At 57.4% G+C, this 17,968-nt stretch carries 17 protein-coding genes; 7 read left to right on the forward strand and 10 right to left on the reverse strand.

Translation table 11 applies throughout. The features are described 5' to 3' along the window. Window positions 1-88 precede the first annotated feature (88 nt). The 3 genes from GOX75_RS03235 to GOX75_RS03245 are packed head-to-tail and all read left to right on the forward strand — an operon-like array spanning window position 89 to window position 2,321. Window positions 89-1,150 (forward strand): Mrp/NBP35 family ATP-binding protein, encoded by a 1,062-nt coding sequence (locus tag GOX75_RS03235; RefSeq protein WP_171121158.1) that lies wholly within the window; start codon window positions 89-91, stop codon window positions 1,148-1,150. Next, the gene (locus GOX75_RS03240) at window positions 1,147-1,842 is read left to right on the forward strand and encodes a biotin/lipoate--protein ligase family protein (RefSeq protein ID WP_171121159.1); all 696 of its coding nucleotides are present in this window, start codon (window positions 1,147-1,149) and stop codon (window positions 1,840-1,842) included. Before GOX75_RS03235 ends, GOX75_RS03240 begins: the two co-directional genes overlap by 4 nt. Next, window positions 1,842-2,321 carry a DUF6505 family protein gene (locus tag GOX75_RS03245; RefSeq protein ID WP_171121699.1) on the forward strand — a complete coding sequence of 160 codons (480 nt, stop codon included), beginning with the start codon at window positions 1,842-1,844 and terminating at the stop codon, window positions 2,319-2,321. Before GOX75_RS03240 ends, GOX75_RS03245 begins: the two co-directional genes overlap by 1 nt. 3 nt (window positions 2,322-2,324) lie before the next feature. Here GOX75_RS03245 and GOX75_RS03250 read toward each other — a convergent pair whose 3' ends face one another. From GOX75_RS03250 to acs, 8 genes are all read right to left on the reverse strand, one after another. Then, window positions 2,325-2,825, reverse strand: coding sequence for a flavin reductase family protein (locus GOX75_RS03250; RefSeq protein WP_171121160.1), 501 nt, complete (start codon window positions 2,823-2,825; stop codon window positions 2,325-2,327). An 88-nt stretch (window positions 2,826-2,913) separates the two neighbouring features. Beyond that, complete coding sequence (locus GOX75_RS03255; protein WP_171121161.1) at window positions 2,914-4,326, reverse strand: 3'-5' exonuclease; 1,413 nt, start codon at window positions 4,324-4,326, stop codon at window positions 2,914-2,916. 1 nt (window position 4,327) lies between these two features. Next, the gene (locus tag GOX75_RS03260) at window positions 4,328-4,846 is read right to left on the reverse strand and encodes a hypothetical protein (RefSeq protein WP_171121162.1); all 519 of its coding nucleotides are present in this window, start codon (window positions 4,844-4,846) and stop codon (window positions 4,328-4,330) included. Window positions 4,847-4,871: 25 nt separating this feature from the next. After that, complete coding sequence (locus tag GOX75_RS03265; RefSeq protein ID WP_171121163.1) at window positions 4,872-6,695, reverse strand: DUF294 nucleotidyltransferase-like domain-containing protein; 1,824 nt, start codon at window positions 6,693-6,695, stop codon at window positions 4,872-4,874. A 112-nt stretch (window positions 6,696-6,807) separates the two neighbouring features. Beyond that, the gene (locus GOX75_RS03270) at window positions 6,808-8,592 is read right to left on the reverse strand and encodes a sodium:solute symporter family protein (protein ID WP_171121164.1); all 1,785 of its coding nucleotides are present in this window, start codon (window positions 8,590-8,592) and stop codon (window positions 6,808-6,810) included. A 5-nt stretch (window positions 8,593-8,597) separates the two neighbouring features. Continuing rightward, the gene (locus GOX75_RS03275) at window positions 8,598-8,882 is read right to left on the reverse strand and encodes a DUF4212 domain-containing protein (RefSeq protein WP_171121165.1); all 285 of its coding nucleotides are present in this window, start codon (window positions 8,880-8,882) and stop codon (window positions 8,598-8,600) included. 183 nt (window positions 8,883-9,065) lie between these two features. Beyond that, a complete protein-coding gene (locus tag GOX75_RS03280; RefSeq protein ID WP_171121166.1) occupies window positions 9,066-9,749 on the reverse strand; it encodes an adenylate kinase in 684 nt (227 codons plus the stop codon). 7 nt (window positions 9,750-9,756) lie between these two features. Beyond that, a complete protein-coding gene (acs, locus tag GOX75_RS03285) occupies window positions 9,757-11,721 on the reverse strand; it encodes an acetate--CoA ligase (RefSeq protein WP_171121167.1) in 1,965 nt (654 codons plus the stop codon). Between the two features lie 429 nt (window positions 11,722-12,150). Between acs and dctP the strand changes: the two genes are divergently transcribed. The 3 genes from dctP (at window position 12,151) to GOX75_RS03300 (ending at window position 15,268) form a co-directional block, all read left to right on the forward strand. Next, on the forward strand, window positions 12,151-13,167 hold the full coding sequence (gene dctP / locus GOX75_RS03290) for a TRAP transporter substrate-binding protein DctP (protein ID WP_171121168.1): 1,017 nt from the start codon (window positions 12,151-12,153) through the stop codon (window positions 13,165-13,167). Between the two features lie 64 nt (window positions 13,168-13,231). Beyond that, window positions 13,232-13,864, forward strand: a complete 633-nt coding sequence (locus GOX75_RS03295; protein WP_171121169.1) for a TRAP transporter small permease subunit — start codon at window positions 13,232-13,234, stop codon at window positions 13,862-13,864. Then, entirely contained in the window at window positions 13,865-15,268 is a 1,404-nt protein-coding gene (locus GOX75_RS03300; RefSeq protein ID WP_171121170.1) for a TRAP transporter large permease, read from the forward strand. Between the two features lie 134 nt (window positions 15,269-15,402). Here the strand turns inward: GOX75_RS03300 and GOX75_RS03305 are convergent, their stop codons facing one another. Together GOX75_RS03305 and rocF are read right to left on the reverse strand one after the other, a co-directional pair. Then, on the reverse strand, window positions 15,403-16,446 hold the full coding sequence (locus tag GOX75_RS03305) for an ornithine cyclodeaminase (RefSeq protein WP_171121171.1): 1,044 nt from the start codon (window positions 16,444-16,446) through the stop codon (window positions 15,403-15,405). Next, the gene (gene rocF / locus GOX75_RS03310; RefSeq protein ID WP_171121172.1) at window positions 16,446-17,366 is read right to left on the reverse strand and encodes an arginase; all 921 of its coding nucleotides are present in this window, start codon (window positions 17,364-17,366) and stop codon (window positions 16,446-16,448) included. Before rocF ends, GOX75_RS03305 begins: the two co-directional genes overlap by 1 nt. Before the next feature lie 86 nt (window positions 17,367-17,452). Between rocF and GOX75_RS03315 the strand changes: the two genes are divergently transcribed. Continuing rightward, window positions 17,453-17,881: an Lrp/AsnC family transcriptional regulator gene (locus GOX75_RS03315; protein WP_171121173.1), complete on the forward strand. Its 429-nt coding sequence runs from the start codon at window positions 17,453-17,455 to the stop codon at window positions 17,879-17,881. Window positions 17,882-17,968 lie beyond the last annotated feature (87 nt).

Raw genomic sequence — 17,968 nt, forward strand, 5'->3', positions numbered from 1 at the left:
GCAGCAGCCTAAGGGCACCGCCCCGGATGCGTCAAATAAACAGAAAGAGACAAAGACACATGGTAGGTCAACTAAGTGGGTTTTCGGCATGAGCGTGCGTGACGCGGTTCTGGCGAACCTGAAGAAGATCACGGATCCTGTTTCCGGACAGGATATCGTCAGCGCGGGTGTTGTACGTGCACTGAATGTCGAAGGCGATAGCGTCAGATTTGTTCTGGAAATCGACCCGAAACAGGCCGAGCGGATGGAGCCGGTTCGCGCTGCTGCGGAACAGGCCGCGCAGATGGTGGACGGGGTTGCCAAGGTTTCGGCGCTTATGACCGCGCATTCGGACAAGGCACCGCCCGATCTTAAGCCCAAGCCCAAACCGTCGCAGACCGGACCGCAAGCTGTGCCGGGTGTTGACCGGATCATTGCCGTGGCGTCGGGCAAGGGGGGCGTCGGTAAATCCACTGTTTCCTCAAACTTAGCCTGCGCACTTGCAGCGGAAGGGCGACGTGTTGGCCTGTTGGATGCTGATGTGTATGGCCCGTCGCAACCCCGGATGCTGGGTGTTTCTGGTCGTCCTGCCAGCCCAGATGGAAAGACGATCCTGCCGCTGCGCAATCACGGCGTCACCATGATGTCGATGGGATTGATGACGAACGAAGGTCAGGCGGTTGTTTGGCGCGGGCCGATGCTGATGGGCGCACTGCAACAGATGATGAACCAGGTGCAGTGGGGTGCGCTTGACGTACTGATCGTCGACTTGCCGCCGGGTACCGGTGATGTCCAGCTAACGCTGAGCCAGAAGTTCAAGGTGGATGGGGCGATCGTTGTGTCGACTCCGCAGGATGTTGCCCTGATCGACGCCCGAAAGGGGATCGACATGTTCAACCAACTCAAGACACCGATCGTCGGGATGATTGAGAATATGTCCACTCATATCTGTTCGAACTGCGGGCATGAGGAACACGTGTTCGGTCACGGTGGCGTTGCCTCCGAAGCCGAGTCGCTGGGTATTCCGTTGTTGGGGGAAATTCCCTTGCACCTGGATATTCGGGTCGCGGCGGATGGTGGAGCCCCCATCGTGGTCAGTAAACCCGACAGCCCTCAGGCCGAGGCATTCCGCAAGATTGCCCGCGACCTGATTGCCAAGGGCAACGCATGAGCGAACCGGTCTTTCCCCCATTGCTGACGGGTCACCCGGTTCAGGGCGGAGAGGACCCGTTCCAGCGTGCTCAGGCCATGGCCGCGCTGGGATGTGATGCGGGAACGGTGGTCTACAACATCCAGGCCGACCGCCTGCGGGTTGCCATTGTCTTTGCGCCCGAAGTTTCCTTGCAGGATGCAATGGCTATGCTGCCGCTTTGTTCGGTGGGATTCCAGAATGCGCTGGGTGCCTTGGCCCCGCCCGAGGTCGCGGTGCATTTGGATTGGGACGGACCGATCTGCGTGAATGGTGCCAAATGCGGCGCCTTTCACGTCGCGGCATCAACTCACGCGCCGGATGAAGAGCCGGATTGGTTGATCGTGGGGTGGGAACTGGCCTTGCTGCAAACCAGCGACGCGCCGGGCGAAAACCCAGATATAACAGCACTTTATGACGAAGGGTGTGCCGAGGTAACGGCGTCCCAGTTGGTCGAAAGCTGGTCGCGCCACACGCTGACCTGGCTCAACCGCTGGCAAGAGGACGGCAACGCGCCGCTCCATGCTGAATGGATGGGTCTATTGCGTGGGGTTGGTGAGCCTTATGGCGATAAGGGCGTTTTTCTGGGAACGGATGAAAGATTCGGTATGCTGATCCGAGATGGGTCAGACACACACCTGGTGCCGCTGACGGAGTTATTGGAGAACGGATGATGAAACTGGCCCGAGCCATCCATTTCGATGAAAGCGACTTGAATGTGTTCCACTCTCCGGCCCGAACGGGTGAGTGGTGCATTTCCGGCGGGTTCGAGTTTTCAAACTGGGGCGAGGGCGATCTTGAAGGCAAGGCACGGCAGGCTTTTGCAAATGGGTGGTTGGGGCTGGAAACCTTTGGTCGTGTGACTTTTGTTGCCGTCACGCAGATTGAACAGGCCGAGATTGATCAGATCACCCGGAACCTTGCTGAACACTTCGTACGCCTTTACGGGGCACCATCCGTCGATGCGGCGTTGGACGTCGCGCGGTCTGAAATCGCGCACATGACCGAATTGTGTGAAGAACACGCGCCCAATACGTTGCTGACGGTTGCCCGTGAATTGTCAGATACAGGTGTTCATGAGGCGTACCGGATAATCACGCCACAAGAAACGCAGCTTGAAGCATTGGCCGTTCACGGCTCGCTTGACGACTGACGCCTAAAGCAGGTCGGCGAAACCGCCAAATTGACCGCGTTTGAAGATCAGGCCTTTACCAGTGCGATACATGACTTTTTCGACCTGACCCACAAGGATCAAGTGATCCCCCGCTTCGTGACAGGCGTGCAGGTGACAGTCGAACCGCGCCAGACAATTCTCCAGTTGCGGGCGGCCGATATGGTCAGAAACCCAATCCGCATGCGAGAAGTCCTCGCCATTCCGCGCGAATTTCACGGCCTGTTCCTGTTGTTCCTCGGCCATCACGTGAATGGAATAGTGCCGACAATCCTTGAACGCATCGTATCTGTTCGAGTCCTTGGCCAGACACCACAACACGAGAGGCGGGTCCAAAGACACGGATGAGAACGAATTCACCGTGATTGCCCGCGGCCCCTGTGCCGTATTGGTGGTTACAACGGTTACACCTGTGCCAAAGCACCCCAAGGCCTCGCGGAACGCGGTGCTTTGGTCTGTCGTTGGTGTAAAGGTGTTTTCCGTCATCTTCCGCTCAATCCGTGGCCGCGCATCAGGTGCCACGGCATGTGGGGATTGTCCACGAAAAGCTGAGTCTGCGGCGTATTTTTCCCGCTCAGTTCAGGTCTTCCAGCAGTCGACCGTGCTGACGCGTTGCTTCGATCACCGCCCCAAACGTGTTCATCCCGCGCGCCTGTAGCATCGGCAGCATTTTGACGAGGGCTTCAGCCGTCGCCACCGCATCACCTAGTGCCGTATGGCGCAGTTCAACCGGGATGGTGATGTCTAGCCTGTCGCACAAAGCATCCAGCGTGTGTTTGTCGCTGGCACCGAACAGCACGGCCGACAAAAGAACTGTATCAAGTATCGGGTGGTTCCAATCCACATCCATCCGTTTCGCGTGCCGTCGCAGGAACGCCATGTCAAACGGCGCGTTGTGCGCGACGATGACCGCGTCGTGCGCAAATTGGTGGAACACGCGCCCGGCTTCCGTGATGTCCGGCGAGTCTTGGACCATCCGGTCGTTGATCTTGTGCACTTTGGTCGAGGCCGGAGGGATGGGTATGCCGGGGTTCACCAGTATATCAAGGTTTTCACCTGCAACGATGCGCCCATTCACAACCCGGACTGCTCCGATCTGAACGATCTCATCCTTATGCGGTAAAAGCCCCGTGGTTTCGGTATCGAATACAACAAAACACAAGTCCCGCAACGCCTTGGAGTCAAACTCGGTGTCAGTGTCAGAGTTCAAAAGGTCAAAATCATACACAAGTGGTCGGGCTGCCTCGGGCGAAATGTTGGCCGCGCTGTCTTCGAGGATCAACATATATCCCGGCGCATCCCCCAGGGGTTTCATCCGGGCAGAAAATGTTTGCGTTCCGTCGATACTCGTAAGGTCGCAGATGACTTCCCGCCCTGTTTTTGCCAAGGCAGCATAGGCGTCTTCCAACGAGCGTGGCTTCAAGTATTCAAACAGCGACGAATTCAAGCGGGGGTGGGCGATTTGCGCCAGAACTTGCGCGGCCTGTCCGTCGTACAGAACGATCTTATGCGTCGGACTTGCCAGAACCATGGCAACCGGGATTTCGGTCAGAAGGGCGGTCAGCCTTTGCTTTTCGGCAGCTAGATGAGCGGTTTCGGCAGCGACAGCTTCGGCGACACCCATGGTTTTTTCCGACAACTGACCTGCCAACCCGGCGGCGGCCGGGGCCAGATCCCCAAGATACCTTGCGGCCTGAACGTCCATGTCGGTGCTGACCCCCGCATGGGCCCGGGCACGCAGTTCAGCCGAGAGTCGCTCAATCGGTTTTGCGACGTTGTCGTCGAACAACAGCCAAACCGCGACGATCAGAGCGACAAAGCCGAACGCCATGAGGATTTCCGCAAAGACAAACGCATTGATAAGTTCTGGGTCAGCGATGCGCCGATAACTGACCCACAGCGCGGTCGAACTAACCGCCAGGCCACCAACAGCCAGCAGGCAGAAAAACAGGAAAATGCGCAGGCGCAGGCTTAGCCGGGTCAGCATGCTACACTCCGCAGGTGGCCTCGATGATCGGGTCGTTGGTTTCCCCCTTGATCCAGTCAGCGTTCAGCAACTGGCCGTCCGCGCTGAATTCTGCGCCGTCTGCCAGATTGGCCCGCAGATTCTGAGCGCAGTCGACCGCGACCGGAAGTTTCGAGACAGGGGACCAGCGGCCAAAGAAATAGATATCAACCAGCCGTTGATCCGGCACTTGTTCGTTGCTGCGGACCGAGGCGGTGTCGATTGCCGCAAAGCGTTCCACATAAGGCACCGCATACGTCCACGGGCGATAGAAGGCACGACTTTCAACTTGTTGGATGACCTCCATGCCTTCGGGCAGGGTGTCAGACGTGCGGTCGTACCACGAATATTCGCTGCTGATCGTCGCCACGATCATGCCCAGCCCAGCGGCGACAGGGGCTATCCATTTGGGCAGACGCCCTTTGACCAGCTTGTTCACCAGCATCACGACGCCCGCACAGGCGATGCCGACAAAGATTGTGGCGATCAATTCCAGGAACATTCATTCTCTCCCAATTCCGGCTGGTTCAGCCGAGCATTCCTTTTCCATGCCCTACCGCGGATTGCATCGTTTTTACCACAACGAAGGCGTCGCGCAGATGGCTTCGCTCAAAGTCCGACAAGTCAGAGGGGGGCAGGAAATTGTCCGGTGCCTTTTCGCCTTTCACAAGTCGAACCTGGTGCTCTAACCGGTTTTCGGCAATCAGATCGTAAGCGTCCAACAAGTCACGCGCGCCGGAGTCGCTGAGGATGCCGGCGCTGGCTGCGGCCTTGAGCCGGGCGCGTGTATTGGCCTCGGGCAGTTCCCCCTGCAGGCTGTAGACGCGCGCCAAATCCACAACTGGAACAACGCCATTATGCTTTAGATCCAGCGTGTTGCGATGCTCACCTGATCTAATTGTCGCGAAGCCGCGCAGCAGTCCTAGCGGCGGGGTGTGTTTCAGTGAATTCGAGATCATGTGCGCGACAAAAATCGAGTTTGCCTTGGCCGCGGCAAGCGTGTCGGCTTGCAGGTCATCAAACAATTTAAACGCGCCACCGATCGGACGCAGGTCGAACATGACCGAGGCCAGCATCTGTGCCTCGGGGTTGGGTTTGGCGATCCAGCCTTTGAAATAGTCGCGCCATACACGCACCGGCTGACACCAGCGCGGGTTCGTCGCCATCATGTCGCCGGGGCAATAGAAATACCCGCAGGTGTCCAGCCCGTCCGAGACGAATTTGGCCAGAGCCGCGAAATAGGCCATATCGTCATCCGTGACGTCGTCATCCAGCATCAGGCAGTTGTCCTGATCCGATACACCCGTCTGTTCCTGTCGACCCTGCGATCCACAGGCCAACCACAGGTAAGGGACGGGCGGCGCGCCAAGTTCTGCTTCGGCCAGTGTCAGCAACCTGCGGGTTGCCGTATCCGCGATGTCCGTGATCAGGCGTGTCACGATCTCATGCCGGTTTCCGGCGGCGACCAATTGCACTAAAAGCTGCGGGATTTCCTCGGTCACCGCTGCCATTTGGTGCGCCGTCTGCGCCGAAGCGATCCGGCGGACAAGTTCGGCGGAATTCACCGCCTGATAGTGGGTCAGGTCGGTCTGCGTTACGATACCGACAAGCCGCCCACCTTCCGAGATCGGGATATGGCCAATCCCGCGCTCCATCATGATGTGCAGAACATCTGATCCAATGTCCGAGGGTAACAAGGTAATCGGATCAGCCGTCATGATGCCCGACACAGGTGTGTCGCTCGGCAGCCCATCGGCCACGAATTTACCCGAGATATCGCGCAGCGTTACGATTCCAAGCAGCGCCTCGCCTTCGGTCACGCAGAGCGATGAGATGTGTTTGTCGCGCATCATCTTCGCCGCCTCGCGCACTGTTGTGGTAGGCGGGCAGGTGGCCGGGTTATGCGCCATCAAAACGTCTATGGCGCTTGTCGCCAAACTCTGAGGGCCAGACCGGGTGTCGCGGGTTCGATTGAAGAATTTGGATACGACCGGATGCCCGTCGATCAGATCACGCACCAGATCGGGTGGCAAAACCAGCAGCACCGAGGGCGTATGCGCCTTGGCCTTCGTCGCGGCCTTTCCACCCTTTAAAAGGCCTCGTTCGCCAAAGGAGTTTCGCAATCCCAGATGAGATACGACCGCGTCATTCCCATCCTTTATTTCCACCTGTCCTTCGTAGATCACAAAGACGCCGGGCAGGGTGTGGCCCAGCTCGTATACCGGGTAACCCTCTTCGACTTCCCAGACTTCGATCTGTCGGGCCACCGCGTCTAGAACATCCGCTGGCAGGGCGTCATAAGGATGTACGGATTTCAGAAACCGAGTGATCTCGTCATGGGACAGGGGCATCGGATACTCCGCGGTTTCGGGGTTGAAAAATCCCGCCCGGTGGTGTGCCGGGCGGGAGTAGTCAGTCGAAAGATGCAGCCTTTGGCAAGAGGCCTTGGGGCCGCATCATGGCTCAGTGATCCTGAGCTGCGCCCGCGCCACGGGGAATGCGGATGCTTTCGACCATATCTTTGATCTCTTCCGGGGTCTCTTTGGTCGCGCCTGCTACAAAGTAGGCGACGGCAAAGTTGACCATGGCACCGATCGCACCGAACGAGGTCGACTTGATCGGACCCAGCAGCGGATCAGCATCTGTGAACGAGTTGGTGCCCGGAATGAACAGCCAGCCCTTGTGCAGGAAGATGTAGATCAGGGTCACAACCAGACCGGCCAGCATACCTGCGACCGCGCCGACATTGTTGATGCGGGTCGAGAAGATCCCCATCATCAGCGCCGGGAAGATCGAGGCCGCCGCCAGACCGAAGGCCAGCGCCACCGTCTGTGCCGCAAATCCCGGAGGATTCAGACCCAGATAGGTTGCCACGGCGATGGCAACAGCCATTGCGATCCGTGCCGACAGAAGCTCTCCTTTTTCCGAGATCTGCGGGTTGATCGCACCTTTGATCAGGTCGTGGGACACCGCCGACGAGATCGCCAGCAGCAGGCCCGCAGCGGTTGACAGAGCGGCCGCAAGACCACCGGCAGCGACCAGACCGATCACCCAGCTTGGTAGGTTTGCGATCTCGGGGTTGGCCAGAACCAGGATGTCACGGTTGAACTTGGTCAGCTCGTTTCCGACCCAGCCTTTTTCCTCGGCAAGTGCCTGCATGTCGGCATTTGCGTCGTTGTAGTACTGGATCTTGCCGTCGCCGTTCTTGTCTTCCCAGTCCAGCAGGCCGGTTTTCTGCCATGTCTGCATCCAGTCATAGCGTGCGTCATTGTCGATCTGTTCGACCGAAACGGCGCCACCTTCGATGCCACCATTGGGCCACATCATGTCGGTGATGTTCAGGCGGGCCATGGCACCAACTGCGGGCGCAGTCAGGTACAGCAGCGCGATGAACACCAGTGCCCAACCGGCGGACCAGCGTGCGTCAGACACCTTGGGAACGGTGAAAAAGCGCATGATGACGTGCGGCAGACCGGCGGTACCGATCATCAGCGACAGCGTAAACAGCACCATGTTCAGAGTGTCCGAATGGTGGGTGGTGTATTCGTTGAAACCCAGCTCGGTCACGATGGCGTCCAACTTGGCCAGCAGCGGTTCACCGCTGGCGGTATCGCCAAACAGACCCAGCGCCGGAACAGGTGTGCCTGTCAGTTGCAACGAGATGAAGATCGCCGGGATAGTATAGGCCGTAATCAGCACGCAGTACTGAGCGACCTGCGTGTAGGTCACACCTTTCATGCCGCCAAACACCGCATAGGCGAACACCACACAGGCACCGATCAGCAGACCGGCAGTGTTGCTGACCTCAAGGAAACGGCCAAAGGCAACACCAACGCCGGTCATCTGACCGATCACGTAGGTCACCGATGCGACGATCAGACAGATCACAGCAACGATACGGGCGGTCTGGCTGTAGAACCGGTCGCCGATGAATTCGGACACCGTGAACTTGCCGAACTTGCGCAGATAGGGCGCCAGCAGCAGGGCCAGCAGCACATAGCCGCCCGTCCACCCCATCAGGTAGGTCGAGTTGTCATAGCCGGTAAAGGCAATCAGGCCCGCCATCGAAATGAACGAGGCCGCAGACATCCAGTCCGCCGCTGTCGCCATACCGTTGGTAACCGGGTGAACGCCGCGACCAGCAGCGTAGAATTCCGATGTAGAACCCGCACGGGCCCAGATCGCGATGCCGATGTACAGCGCGAAGGATGCGCCGACAAACAGCAGGTTGATGGTAAACTGGTCCATGGGACTTATTCCTCCTCAACGCCGTATTCGGCGTCCAGTTTGTTCATGCGCCAGGCGTAGTTGAAGATCAGCACCAGAAAGACCAGGATTGATCCCTGCTGGGCAAACCAAAAGCCCAGATCGGTGCCACCCACGGAAATACCCGACAGCAGCGGACGCAGCAGAATGCCGAATCCAAAAGACACCAGCGCCCAGATCACGAGGCTGATGTAGATGAGACGCAGATTGGCCTGCCAATAGCCCTTGTCGGCCTCGGCAGTCTGCGCGGAGTTTGTTGATTGATCCGCCATCGCGGGGTCCTCCTTCGCTTCCTCCTGTTGCGACCCTTTGCCCAATCCACCGGTGCTTGGGACCGCTTTCCGATACGCCCAAGGCCGGTTGGCATCAGGCAAAACCTCCCGGGTCCGCCAAGGCGGGTCCGATGAAGTATCCGTTTAGGAATTCAGCCCTTATTCAGGGCGGGCTGCATTCCCTTAGTTCATCGCGCTGCTGACAACTTTCTCAAGCTGGCTTGCGATGTCGTCGATATTGCCCATGGCGTTCAGTCCTTTCAGAACGCCATGGTCTTGGTAATACGTGATTAGAGGCGCAGTTTGCGCGTGGTAGGCCGCAAGGCGCGAGGCGACGGTTTCGGCGTTATCATCTGCTCGACGTTTGAATTCGGAACTGCCACACTTGTCGCATTTCCCGTCGGTCGCCGGGATTTTGAACGTGTCGTGATACCCTTCACCACACATTGCACAGGTGTAACGGCCCGATATACGCGTGACCATTTCCGCATCTTCAACCTCAAGGCTGATTGCGGCGTTGATCCTCTGGCTGGTTTCGGACAGCAACGTATCCAGTGCCTGCGCCTGAACTGTCGTGCGCGGGAAGCCGTCAAGGATGACACCCTTGCCGCAGTCCGGCTCGGCCAGACGGTCGCGCAGGATGGCGATGACAATATCGTCACTAACCAACTCGCCAGCTTCCATGACGGCTTTGGCGGTTTTGCCTGCCTCTGTTCCCGCAGCGACCGCTGCGCGCAGCAGGTCGCCGGTGCTCAGTTGAACCAGTCCGAACTTGTCTTCCAGCATCCGGGCCTGCGTTCCCTTCCCGGCACCCGGAGGGCCGAGAAGGATCAGAACAGCGGGTGTGGTGATCGTGGCAGCGTCCATCACATCCTCACTTATTTGCGCGGTTTTCGATCAGGTCTTCAACCACCGACGGATCAGCCAGCGTCGAGGTGTCACCGAGCGAGCCAAAGTCATTCTCGGCGATCTTGCGAAGGATACGGCGCATGATTTTACCCGAGCGTGTTTTTGGCAGACCTGGCGCCCACTGGATCACGTCCGGCGAGGCAATCGGTCCGATCTCGGTCCGTACCCAAGTGCGCAGTTCTTTCAGCAGATCATCCGAAGGCTCACGATCATTCATCAGAGTGACATAGCAATAGATGCCCTGACCCTTGATTTCATGGGGATACCCGACCACAGCGGCTTCAGCCACGGCAGCGTGGGCAACCAGCGCGCTTTCCACCTCGGCGGTGCCCATGCGGTGCCCCGAGACGTTGATTACGTCGTCAACACGTCCGGTGATCCAGTAATCGCCACCCTCGTCACGACGGCAGCCGTCACCGGTGAAGTAATAGCCTTTGTAGTCCGAGAAATAGGTCTTTTCGAACCGCTCATGATCGCCCCAGATGGTGCGCATTTGCCCGGGCCAACTGTCCTTGATGCACAACACACCCTCGACCCCGTTGCCTTGGATCTCGACACCCGACTGCGGGTCCAGAACCACGGGCTGCACACCAAAGAAGGGCTTCATCGCCGAGCCGGGCTTGGTCGCATGTGCGCCGGGCAGGGGGGTCATCATGTGACCGCCAGTTTCAGTCTGCCACCACGTATCGACGATCGGGCATTTACCCTGGCCGACCACGTCATTGTACCAGTTCCACGCTTCTGGGTTGATCGGTTCACCCACCGTGCCCAGCAGGCGCAGGTCGCTGAGGTCGTGCTTTTCAACAAACTCTTTGCCCTGACCCATCAGCGCGCGGATCGCGGTAGGGGCGGTGTAGAATTGGTTTACCTTGTGCTTGGCGCAAACCTCCCAAAAGCGGCCTGCATCGGGATAGGTCGGGACGCCTTCGAACATCAGTGTAGTCGCACCGTTGGCCAGTGGGCCATAGACGATATAGCTGTGGCCGGTAACCCAGCCCACATCCGCTGTACACCAATAGATGTCGCCGTCGTGGTAATCGAACGTCACTTCGTGGGTCAGCGATGCATAAACGATGTAGCCGCCAGTGGTGTGTACAACTCCCTTGGGCTGACCTGTCGAACCAGAGGTATAGAGGATGAACAGCGGGTCTTCGGCATTCATTTCCGCCGGGGCGCAATAGTCATCCGCCTCAAGCGCCATTTCGTTGTAGTCAAAGTCGCGGCCGCTGATCCACGTGGTCTGGCCGTTGGTGCGCTTGACCACAAGGCATTTAACAGTGTCCTTGCAGTGCAGCAGCGCCGCATCGGCGTTGGATTTCAGCGGGGTCTTGCGGCCTCCGCGCGGCGCTTCGTCTGCTGTGATGACAACCTTCGCGTCGCAGCCATTGATCCGCGCCGCCAGAGCGTCCGGCGAGAAACCTGCAAACACAATAGAATGGATCGCGCCGATCCGCGCACAAGCCAGCATCGCATAGGCTGCTTCGGGGACCATCGGCAGATAGATCACCACGCGGTCGCCTTTGCGCACACCCATCGACTCGAGGATATTTGCCATCCGGCAGGTGCGACGGTGCAGTTCCGAATAGGTGATATGCTGGGCCGCGTCATTTGGATCATCCGGCTCCCAGATGATCGCTGTCTGATCGCCGCGTGTTTCAAGATGGCGATCCAGACAGTTGGCTGAAACGTTCAGCGTGCCATCAGCAAACCAGTTGATTCCGACCGAGCCGAAATCATAGCTGACATCCTTGACCTGGGTGAAAGGTTTGATCCAATCGATACGCTTTCCCTGCTCGCCCCAAAAGGCGTCGGGATCGTTGACGGAGGCTGCGTACATTTCGGAATATTTGTCAGCATCGACATGTGCACGCGCAACGGTTTCTGCGGATGGCGGATAAACATTGGCATCTGCCTGGGCAGCGGTTGTCATTCTGAGGCTCCTCCCTCTAGGACTGAAATTTACGGGCCCGATTTTGCCTGCTGATTTGGCAATGTCGACCCGCATCCTCCCGGTACCGAATAATACGGAGAACTGAAAACAAGGGAATAAATTACAGAAAACTAAAGATTAGTTTGTAAATAAATTTCTGTGCATCTCGGAAAACAGAAAATGAATTTAAAAATTTTTTCTAAAAATATTTCAAAAACAGATGATTAGTTGTAATTGAATTGATGTGTAAAAGCTGACATCTGAACCATAGGCAATAGGTATTAGAAAATCATCTTTTGGTTGTTAGCGCCCAACAGATTCGAGGAACAAGAGGATGTACTGTGTGCCGGGGGTTGGCACGTTCAAATGTTGGCGCTAGCTTTGTTCCCAAGCGCCCCGGTAGGAGGCGCAACAAAGGGAGAAATCATGATGAATAAGATGTTGAGCGGTGCCGCCGTCGCCGCTTTGACCGTTGCTTTCGTGTCCGAAGCCGCAGCAACCGAATGGAGCGCCTCGGTTTGGGGCAAGCGCCGCGCCTTTACCGAGCATGTTGAGAAGCTGGCCGAACTGGTCAGCGAAAAGACAGGCGGTGAATTTACGATCAATGTCAGCTATGGCGGTTTGTCCAAGCCACGTGAAAACCTGGATGGGATCGAGATCGGAGCCTTTGAAATGGCTCAGTTCTGCGCTGGGTATCACCGCGACAAGAACCGGGCGATCACGGTTCTGGAGCTGCCGTTCCTGGGCGTAAACACGTTAGACGAAGAAGTGGCCGTCAGCCATGCCGTTTACGACCATCCAGCAGTCCAGGATGAGATGGCCCAGTGGAACGCGCGCATCATCATGACCTCGCCGATGCCGCAGTATAACCTTGTTGGCACAGGCGATCCGCGCGCAACCTTGGCGGATTTCGATGGAATGCGGGTACGTGCGACGGGCGGTCTGGGACAGGCATTCGAGGCCGTTGGCGGCGTACCGACATCGGTTCCCGCGACCGAGGCGTTCAATGCAATGGAATCAGGTGTTGTTGACACTGTTGCATTTGCCCAGCACGCACACCTGTCCTTTGGAACCATTAACGAAGCAGACTGGTGGACCGCAAACCTGAACCCCGGCACTGTTAACTGCCCCGTTGTTGTAAACATCGACGCGTATGAGGCACTGCCGGCCGAGCACCGTGAAGCGCTCAACAGTTCGATCGACGAAGCGATTGAACACTACCTTGCCAACTATGGCGGGCTGTTGGAGCAGTGGGACGGCGTTTTGTCCGAAAAGGGCGTTGAAAAGGTCATGATCGACGATGCGGTGATCGAAGAATTCCGCACAAAGGCCGCCGATCCGATCCGTGAACAGTGGATTGCTGACATGTCTGCGCAGGGTCTGCCTGCACAGGACTTGTATGATCTGGTTCAAACCACGTTGCAAGAGCAGCGCAGCGGAAACTGATCTGCATGTTCCGGGTGCCTGGCAGGGCACCCGGATACCAATAATAAACAAGGGGATCACCGGAATGGCAGGACAGGCCACGGTGCTGGAAGATGGCAGTCGCCTCAGCCGGCTTGATCACCATCTGCTTAGGATAGAGCGGTTTCTTGCCCTGATAAGCGGCCTCGCTGTCTTTGGCCTGATGGTTCTTGCGGTTGTGTCAGTCAGCGGACGCAACGCATTCAACGCGCCTTTACCCGGCTATGTGGACTGGATCGAACAGGCCATGCCACTGATTGCGTTTCTTGGCGTGTCTTTCGTTCAGCGTGACGGGGGACATATACGTATGGATATCGTGATCTCTCGCCTGCACGGTCGGGCGCTTTGGCTGTTCGAACTGATCTCGGTCGTCCTTATCCTTGTGTTGATGCTGGCTCTTGTCTGGGGAAGCTGGTCGCATTTCGACCGCTCACTCGATTTCGGCGCACCATTGTGGAGCCGCGACAGCTCGATCGACATTGGTATCCCGCTTTGGCCTGCAAAACTGTTGGCACCTGTCGCGTTTTCTGTGCTGTGTGTGCGTTTGGTCCTGCAAATCTGGGGATATGGGCGGGCCTTTATTCTTGGGTTGGAAAACCCCGTGGCCGTGCCCTTGATTCAGGATGCCACCGCGCAAGCCGCAGCCGAAGCCGAGCAATTTGAGGGGCAGGACGAGTAGATGGACAGTATTGACATCGGGCTCTGGGTCACCGGTGGCCTGCTTGTATTGGTCGTCACAGGTATGCGCGTGGCCTTTGCTGCTGGTCTGGCCGGATTGGTGGGGTTGGTTTGGATTTTCTGGGCCAAGTTCGGTTACGACCCGGACCGGTTCGGCAAGGCTCTGACGGTTGCCGTCAAAACGGCGGGGCAGGTGCCGCATTCCAAAGTCGCAGCCCACACCCTTAGCCTGATCCCGACTTTCATCCTGATCGGGTACCTTGCTTACTATGCAGGCCTGACCCGCGCATTGTTTGAGGCGGCCAAGCGTTGGGTCGCCTGGGTGCCGGGAGGGTTGGCCGTATCGACCGTATTCGCGACGGCGGGCTTCGCGGCTGTATCCGGCGCCTCGGTTGCGACGTCAGCAGTATTCGCGCGCATCGCGATCCCCGAGATGCTGAAGGTCGGGTACAACAAGCAATTCGCCGCGGGTGTGGTTGCGGCTGGCGGAACATTGGCGTCATTGATCCCACCCTCTGCGATCCTTGTGATCTATGCCATTATCGTTGAACAGGACGTTGGAAAGCTCCTGTTGGCCGGTTTCATTCCGGGCGCGTTCTCGGCCGTGGTCTATGGATTGCTGATCGTGGGGATTGCGGTTGTGTTCAAGTCCGTTGGCCCACCGGTCACCGGCTTTACATGGAAACAGCGTTTTGCCGCGCTGCCGGGTGCATTTCCAATCGTGGCCGTGATCCTGATAATCATCTGTTTCGTCTATAACCCATTTGGTGAAAAAGCATGGGGCACACCGACCGAAGGCGGAGCAATCGGCGCATTTATCGTGTTCTGCTTCGCTCTTTTCCACGGGATGCGCTGGACCGAGTTAAAATCTGCACTGCTTGAGACTGCTAAACTGACGGCGATGATCTTTTCGATCATCTGGGGCGTTCTGATCTACGTGCGTTTTTTGGGATTTGCCGACTTGCCGGGCGCTTTCTCGGATTGGATCACCGGGTTGGAAATGTCCCCGATGCTGATCCTGATTTGTATCTTGCTCGCCTATGCGGTGCTGGGGATGTTCATGGATGCCATCGGGATGCTCTTGCTGACCTTGCCGGTTGTTTACCCGGCGGTCATGGCGCTGAACGGGGGCGAGACTGTCAGCGCAGCAGATAGTGCTTTTGGCATGTCCGGGCCGATGTGTGCCATCTGGTTTGGAATCCTTGTAGTCAAGATGGCCGAGTTCTGCCTCATCACACCACCGATCGGTTTGAATTGCTTTGTTGTTGCAGGTGTACGCCCAGACCTGAGTGTTCAGGACGTTTTTAAAGGGGTGACCCCCTTCTTTGTCGCAGACGCGGTCACTATCGCATTGCTTGTCGCGTTCCCGGGCATAGTTCTCTATCTTCCGTCGCTTGCCAGTTAGCAGTTTGTATTTTGCGAGGCTCTGCCTCGCGCTCCGGGATATTTTTGGCCAGATGAAGAACGGATCCCGCACTTCATCTGGCTCTAAATATCCCGGGGGAGTCGCCCGCAGGGCGGCGGGGGCAGCGCCCCCAATCAACTTGCTCGCATCAACATTCCGTACAGGTCGCGCGGATCGTCAGGGTCAGCCAGCATATCGAGCGGCTCGTAGAAATCTGTCCCGTCGATTGCGGTTTTGATGTAGCGCAGGGCCGAGAAATCCTCGATTGCAAAACCGACACTGTCGAACAGGGTGATTTGCCGGTCGTCGCGTCGACCCGGCGCTTGACCTGTTATGACCTGCCACATTTCGGTAACGGGGTGATCCTGACCAAGCGCCTGAATTTCACCTTCAATGCGGGTTTGCTCAGGATATTCGACGAATATCTCTGACCTTAGCAGGATATCCCGGTGCAATTCGGTTTTGCCGGGGCAGTCTCCGCCGATGGCATTGATGTGAACGCCGGGCCCGACCATGTTATCGGTCAGAATTGTTGCGTATTTCTTGTCGGCGGTGCAGGTGGTGATGATCTGAGCACCCTCAATGGCGTCTTCAGGCGTTTTGCAGCAGACGACCGTCAGGCCAGACGCCTCGAGGTTCGAGGCGCATTTCTGAGTTGCATTTGGATCGGTGTCATACAAGCGCACCGTATCAATTCCGCACATTGCCTTGAAGGCCAGGCATTGGAACTCGGACTGCGCGCCATTGCCGATCATAGCCATCGATGTGGCCGATTTCGGAGCCAAATAGCTGCCCACAAGCGCAGAGGTCGCCGCGGTTCGCAATGCCGTCAAAAGCGTCATCTCGGTCAGCAATGTGGGATAGCCGGTATACACGTCGGCCAGCAGACCAAAGGCCGTGACGGTTTGCAGCCCTTCTGACGTGTTTTTGGGATGACCGTTGACGTATTTGAATCCGTAGGCTTCACCGTCCGACGTTGGCATAAGCTCGATAACGCCATGCGGTGAGTGCGCAGGTATACGCGGTGTTTTGTCGAAACTTTCCCACCGCTTGAAGTCGGCTTCAATCTGGGTCGCGATCTGCGTGATCATGCGCTCGACGCCGATGTGGTGTACCAATCGCATCATGTTGTCGACAGAAACAAATGGCACCAGTGCCTTGTCAGAAGGTTGTGTCATCAAAAACTCCGGGTCGGGCGGTCAAAGATTCGACGCCCCAGCAAAGAGGCGGCCAGATCGACCATCAGTTTTGCGGTTCTACCGCGTTCATCCAGAAAGGGGTTCAGCTCAACCAGGTCCAATGAGCACACAAGCCCGCTTTCGTGTAGAAGCTCCATAACCAGATGCGCTTCGCGTTCGGTTGCGCCGCCGGGAACGGTCGTGCCGACGGCTGGTGCGATTGAGGGGTCGAGGAAATCCACATCGAGCGAAACATGCAGGATTCCGTTTGCTGCCCGTACCCTGTCAAGGAATGCCATCAGAGGGGCTTTGATTCCATGTTCGTCGATGCTGCGCATGTCGGCTAGCATCGCGTTGTCTTGTTCAAGCCTTTGCCGCTCGGCTGGGTCAACAGAACGCAGACCGATCATGCCAACGCGATCGGTTGGAACTGGGATCGTTACCGCCGGAAAGCCATCAAAACCCGGCTGACCGGTGAAATAGGCGACCGGTGTGCCGTGCAGGTTGCCGCTGTCGGTGCTGCCGGGCGTGTGGAAGTCGCTATGCGCATCCAGCCAGAGCACAAACAGGGGGCGGTCAATTCCGTTGGCATATTCAGACATGCCTTTGACCGTTCCCATCGACAAAGCGTGGTCGCCGCCCATAAAGATAGGCAGTCCCTTTGCCGCGGTTTCTTGGGCGACGCGACTTAGCGCGTACGTCCAGCCCACGCATTCCGGCAGGGCAAACAGGTGATCATGCGGCGGTATGTCAGTGTCGTCTGCACGAATGTCACCGACGTCCTGAACCGTATGTCCCAAGTTTGCCAGAGCCTGCTCCAATCCTGCCACTCGATAAGCGTCAGGACCCATTCGACAACCTTGCCGGCGTTTACCCGCATCCATCGGAGCGCCGACCAATATTACGTTTCCTGTATCCATATTACTATCTAACCACTCGTTGCGGGTTGCGAATAGACTGCAAAGTGTTCAAAAAGATATCTGTCAATACAAAGTGAGAAGTAGTTATGGACGATTTGGATGGTCGATTGCTCAGTGCTTTGCACCGCGATGCCCGCGCGTCGCTGTCAGAGCTTGCCGAAACGCTGGGAGTAACGCGCGCGACAGTGCGCAACCGCTTGCAGCGCCTCAAGCAGTCGGGCGAAATCGTAGGGTTTACCGTGCTGACCCGGCAAGATGTGGCGCAAAGCCCGGTTCGCGGCTTGATGACGCTTGAGATCGAAGGCCGTGGCACCGAACGGACCATGTCGCGGATCGCGGCTTTGCCGCAGGTTCGAGCCGTGCATTCGACCAATGGAAGCTGGGATCTGATTGCGGAAATCGGGACCGAAACCTTGGCCGAATTGGATGAGATCCTCTTTCAAATTCGGCGGATGGAAGGGATCACCCGTTCTGAGACCAATCTGCTGCTCTCGACCCGCAAGGGGCGCGTCTGACGCCCGTAGTGCTTTGACGTTCAATGAAATTGTGCAACAGTTTCCCGGCGTAGTGATACGCACGAGTGACCATAATCGGGCCTGAGA

Origin of the sequence: Ruegeria sp. HKCCD7251, from assembly GCF_013031165.1 — a bacterium.
GTDB lineage: Bacteria > Pseudomonadota > Alphaproteobacteria > Rhodobacterales > Rhodobacteraceae > Ruegeria.

What these genes read in the sequence shown, in the direction of transcription:
- GOX75_RS03235 (WP_171121158.1), top strand. Translation starts at nt 89, where the DNA reads ATGAGCGTGCGTGACGCGGTTCTGGCGAACCTGAAGAAGATCACGGAT.
- GOX75_RS03240 (WP_171121159.1), top strand. Translation starts at nt 1,147, where the DNA reads ATGAGCGAACCGGTCTTTCCCCCATTGCTGACGGGTCACCCGGTTCAG.
- GOX75_RS03245 (WP_171121699.1), top strand. Translation starts at nt 1,842, where the DNA reads ATGAAACTGGCCCGAGCCATCCATTTCGATGAAAGCGACTTGAATGTG.
- GOX75_RS03250 (WP_171121160.1), bottom strand. Translation starts at nt 2,825, where the DNA reads ATGACGGAAAACACCTTTACACCAACGACAGACCAAAGCACCGCGTTC.
- GOX75_RS03255 (WP_171121161.1), bottom strand. Translation starts at nt 4,326, where the DNA reads ATGCTGACCCGGCTAAGCCTGCGCCTGCGCATTTTCCTGTTTTTCTGC.
- GOX75_RS03260 (WP_171121162.1), bottom strand. Translation starts at nt 4,846, where the DNA reads ATGTTCCTGGAATTGATCGCCACAATCTTTGTCGGCATCGCCTGTGCG.
- GOX75_RS03265 (WP_171121163.1), bottom strand. Translation starts at nt 6,695, where the DNA reads ATGCCCCTGTCCCATGACGAGATCACTCGGTTTCTGAAATCCGTACAT.
- GOX75_RS03270 (WP_171121164.1), bottom strand. Translation starts at nt 8,592, where the DNA reads ATGGACCAGTTTACCATCAACCTGCTGTTTGTCGGCGCATCCTTCGCG.
- GOX75_RS03275 (WP_171121165.1), bottom strand. Translation starts at nt 8,882, where the DNA reads ATGGCGGATCAATCAACAAACTCCGCGCAGACTGCCGAGGCCGACAAG.
- GOX75_RS03280 (WP_171121166.1), bottom strand. Translation starts at nt 9,749, where the DNA reads ATGGACGCTGCCACGATCACCACACCCGCTGTTCTGATCCTTCTCGGC.
- acs (WP_171121167.1), bottom strand. Translation starts at nt 11,721, where the DNA reads ATGACAACCGCTGCCCAGGCAGATGCCAATGTTTATCCGCCATCCGCA.
- dctP (WP_171121168.1), top strand. Translation starts at nt 12,151, where the DNA reads ATGAATAAGATGTTGAGCGGTGCCGCCGTCGCCGCTTTGACCGTTGCT.
- GOX75_RS03295 (WP_171121169.1), top strand. Translation starts at nt 13,232, where the DNA reads ATGGCAGGACAGGCCACGGTGCTGGAAGATGGCAGTCGCCTCAGCCGG.
- GOX75_RS03300 (WP_171121170.1), top strand. Translation starts at nt 13,865, where the DNA reads ATGGACAGTATTGACATCGGGCTCTGGGTCACCGGTGGCCTGCTTGTA.
- GOX75_RS03305 (WP_171121171.1), bottom strand. Translation starts at nt 16,446, where the DNA reads ATGACACAACCTTCTGACAAGGCACTGGTGCCATTTGTTTCTGTCGAC.
- rocF (WP_171121172.1), bottom strand. Translation starts at nt 17,366, where the DNA reads ATGGATACAGGAAACGTAATATTGGTCGGCGCTCCGATGGATGCGGGT.
- GOX75_RS03315 (WP_171121173.1), top strand. Translation starts at nt 17,453, where the DNA reads ATGGACGATTTGGATGGTCGATTGCTCAGTGCTTTGCACCGCGATGCC.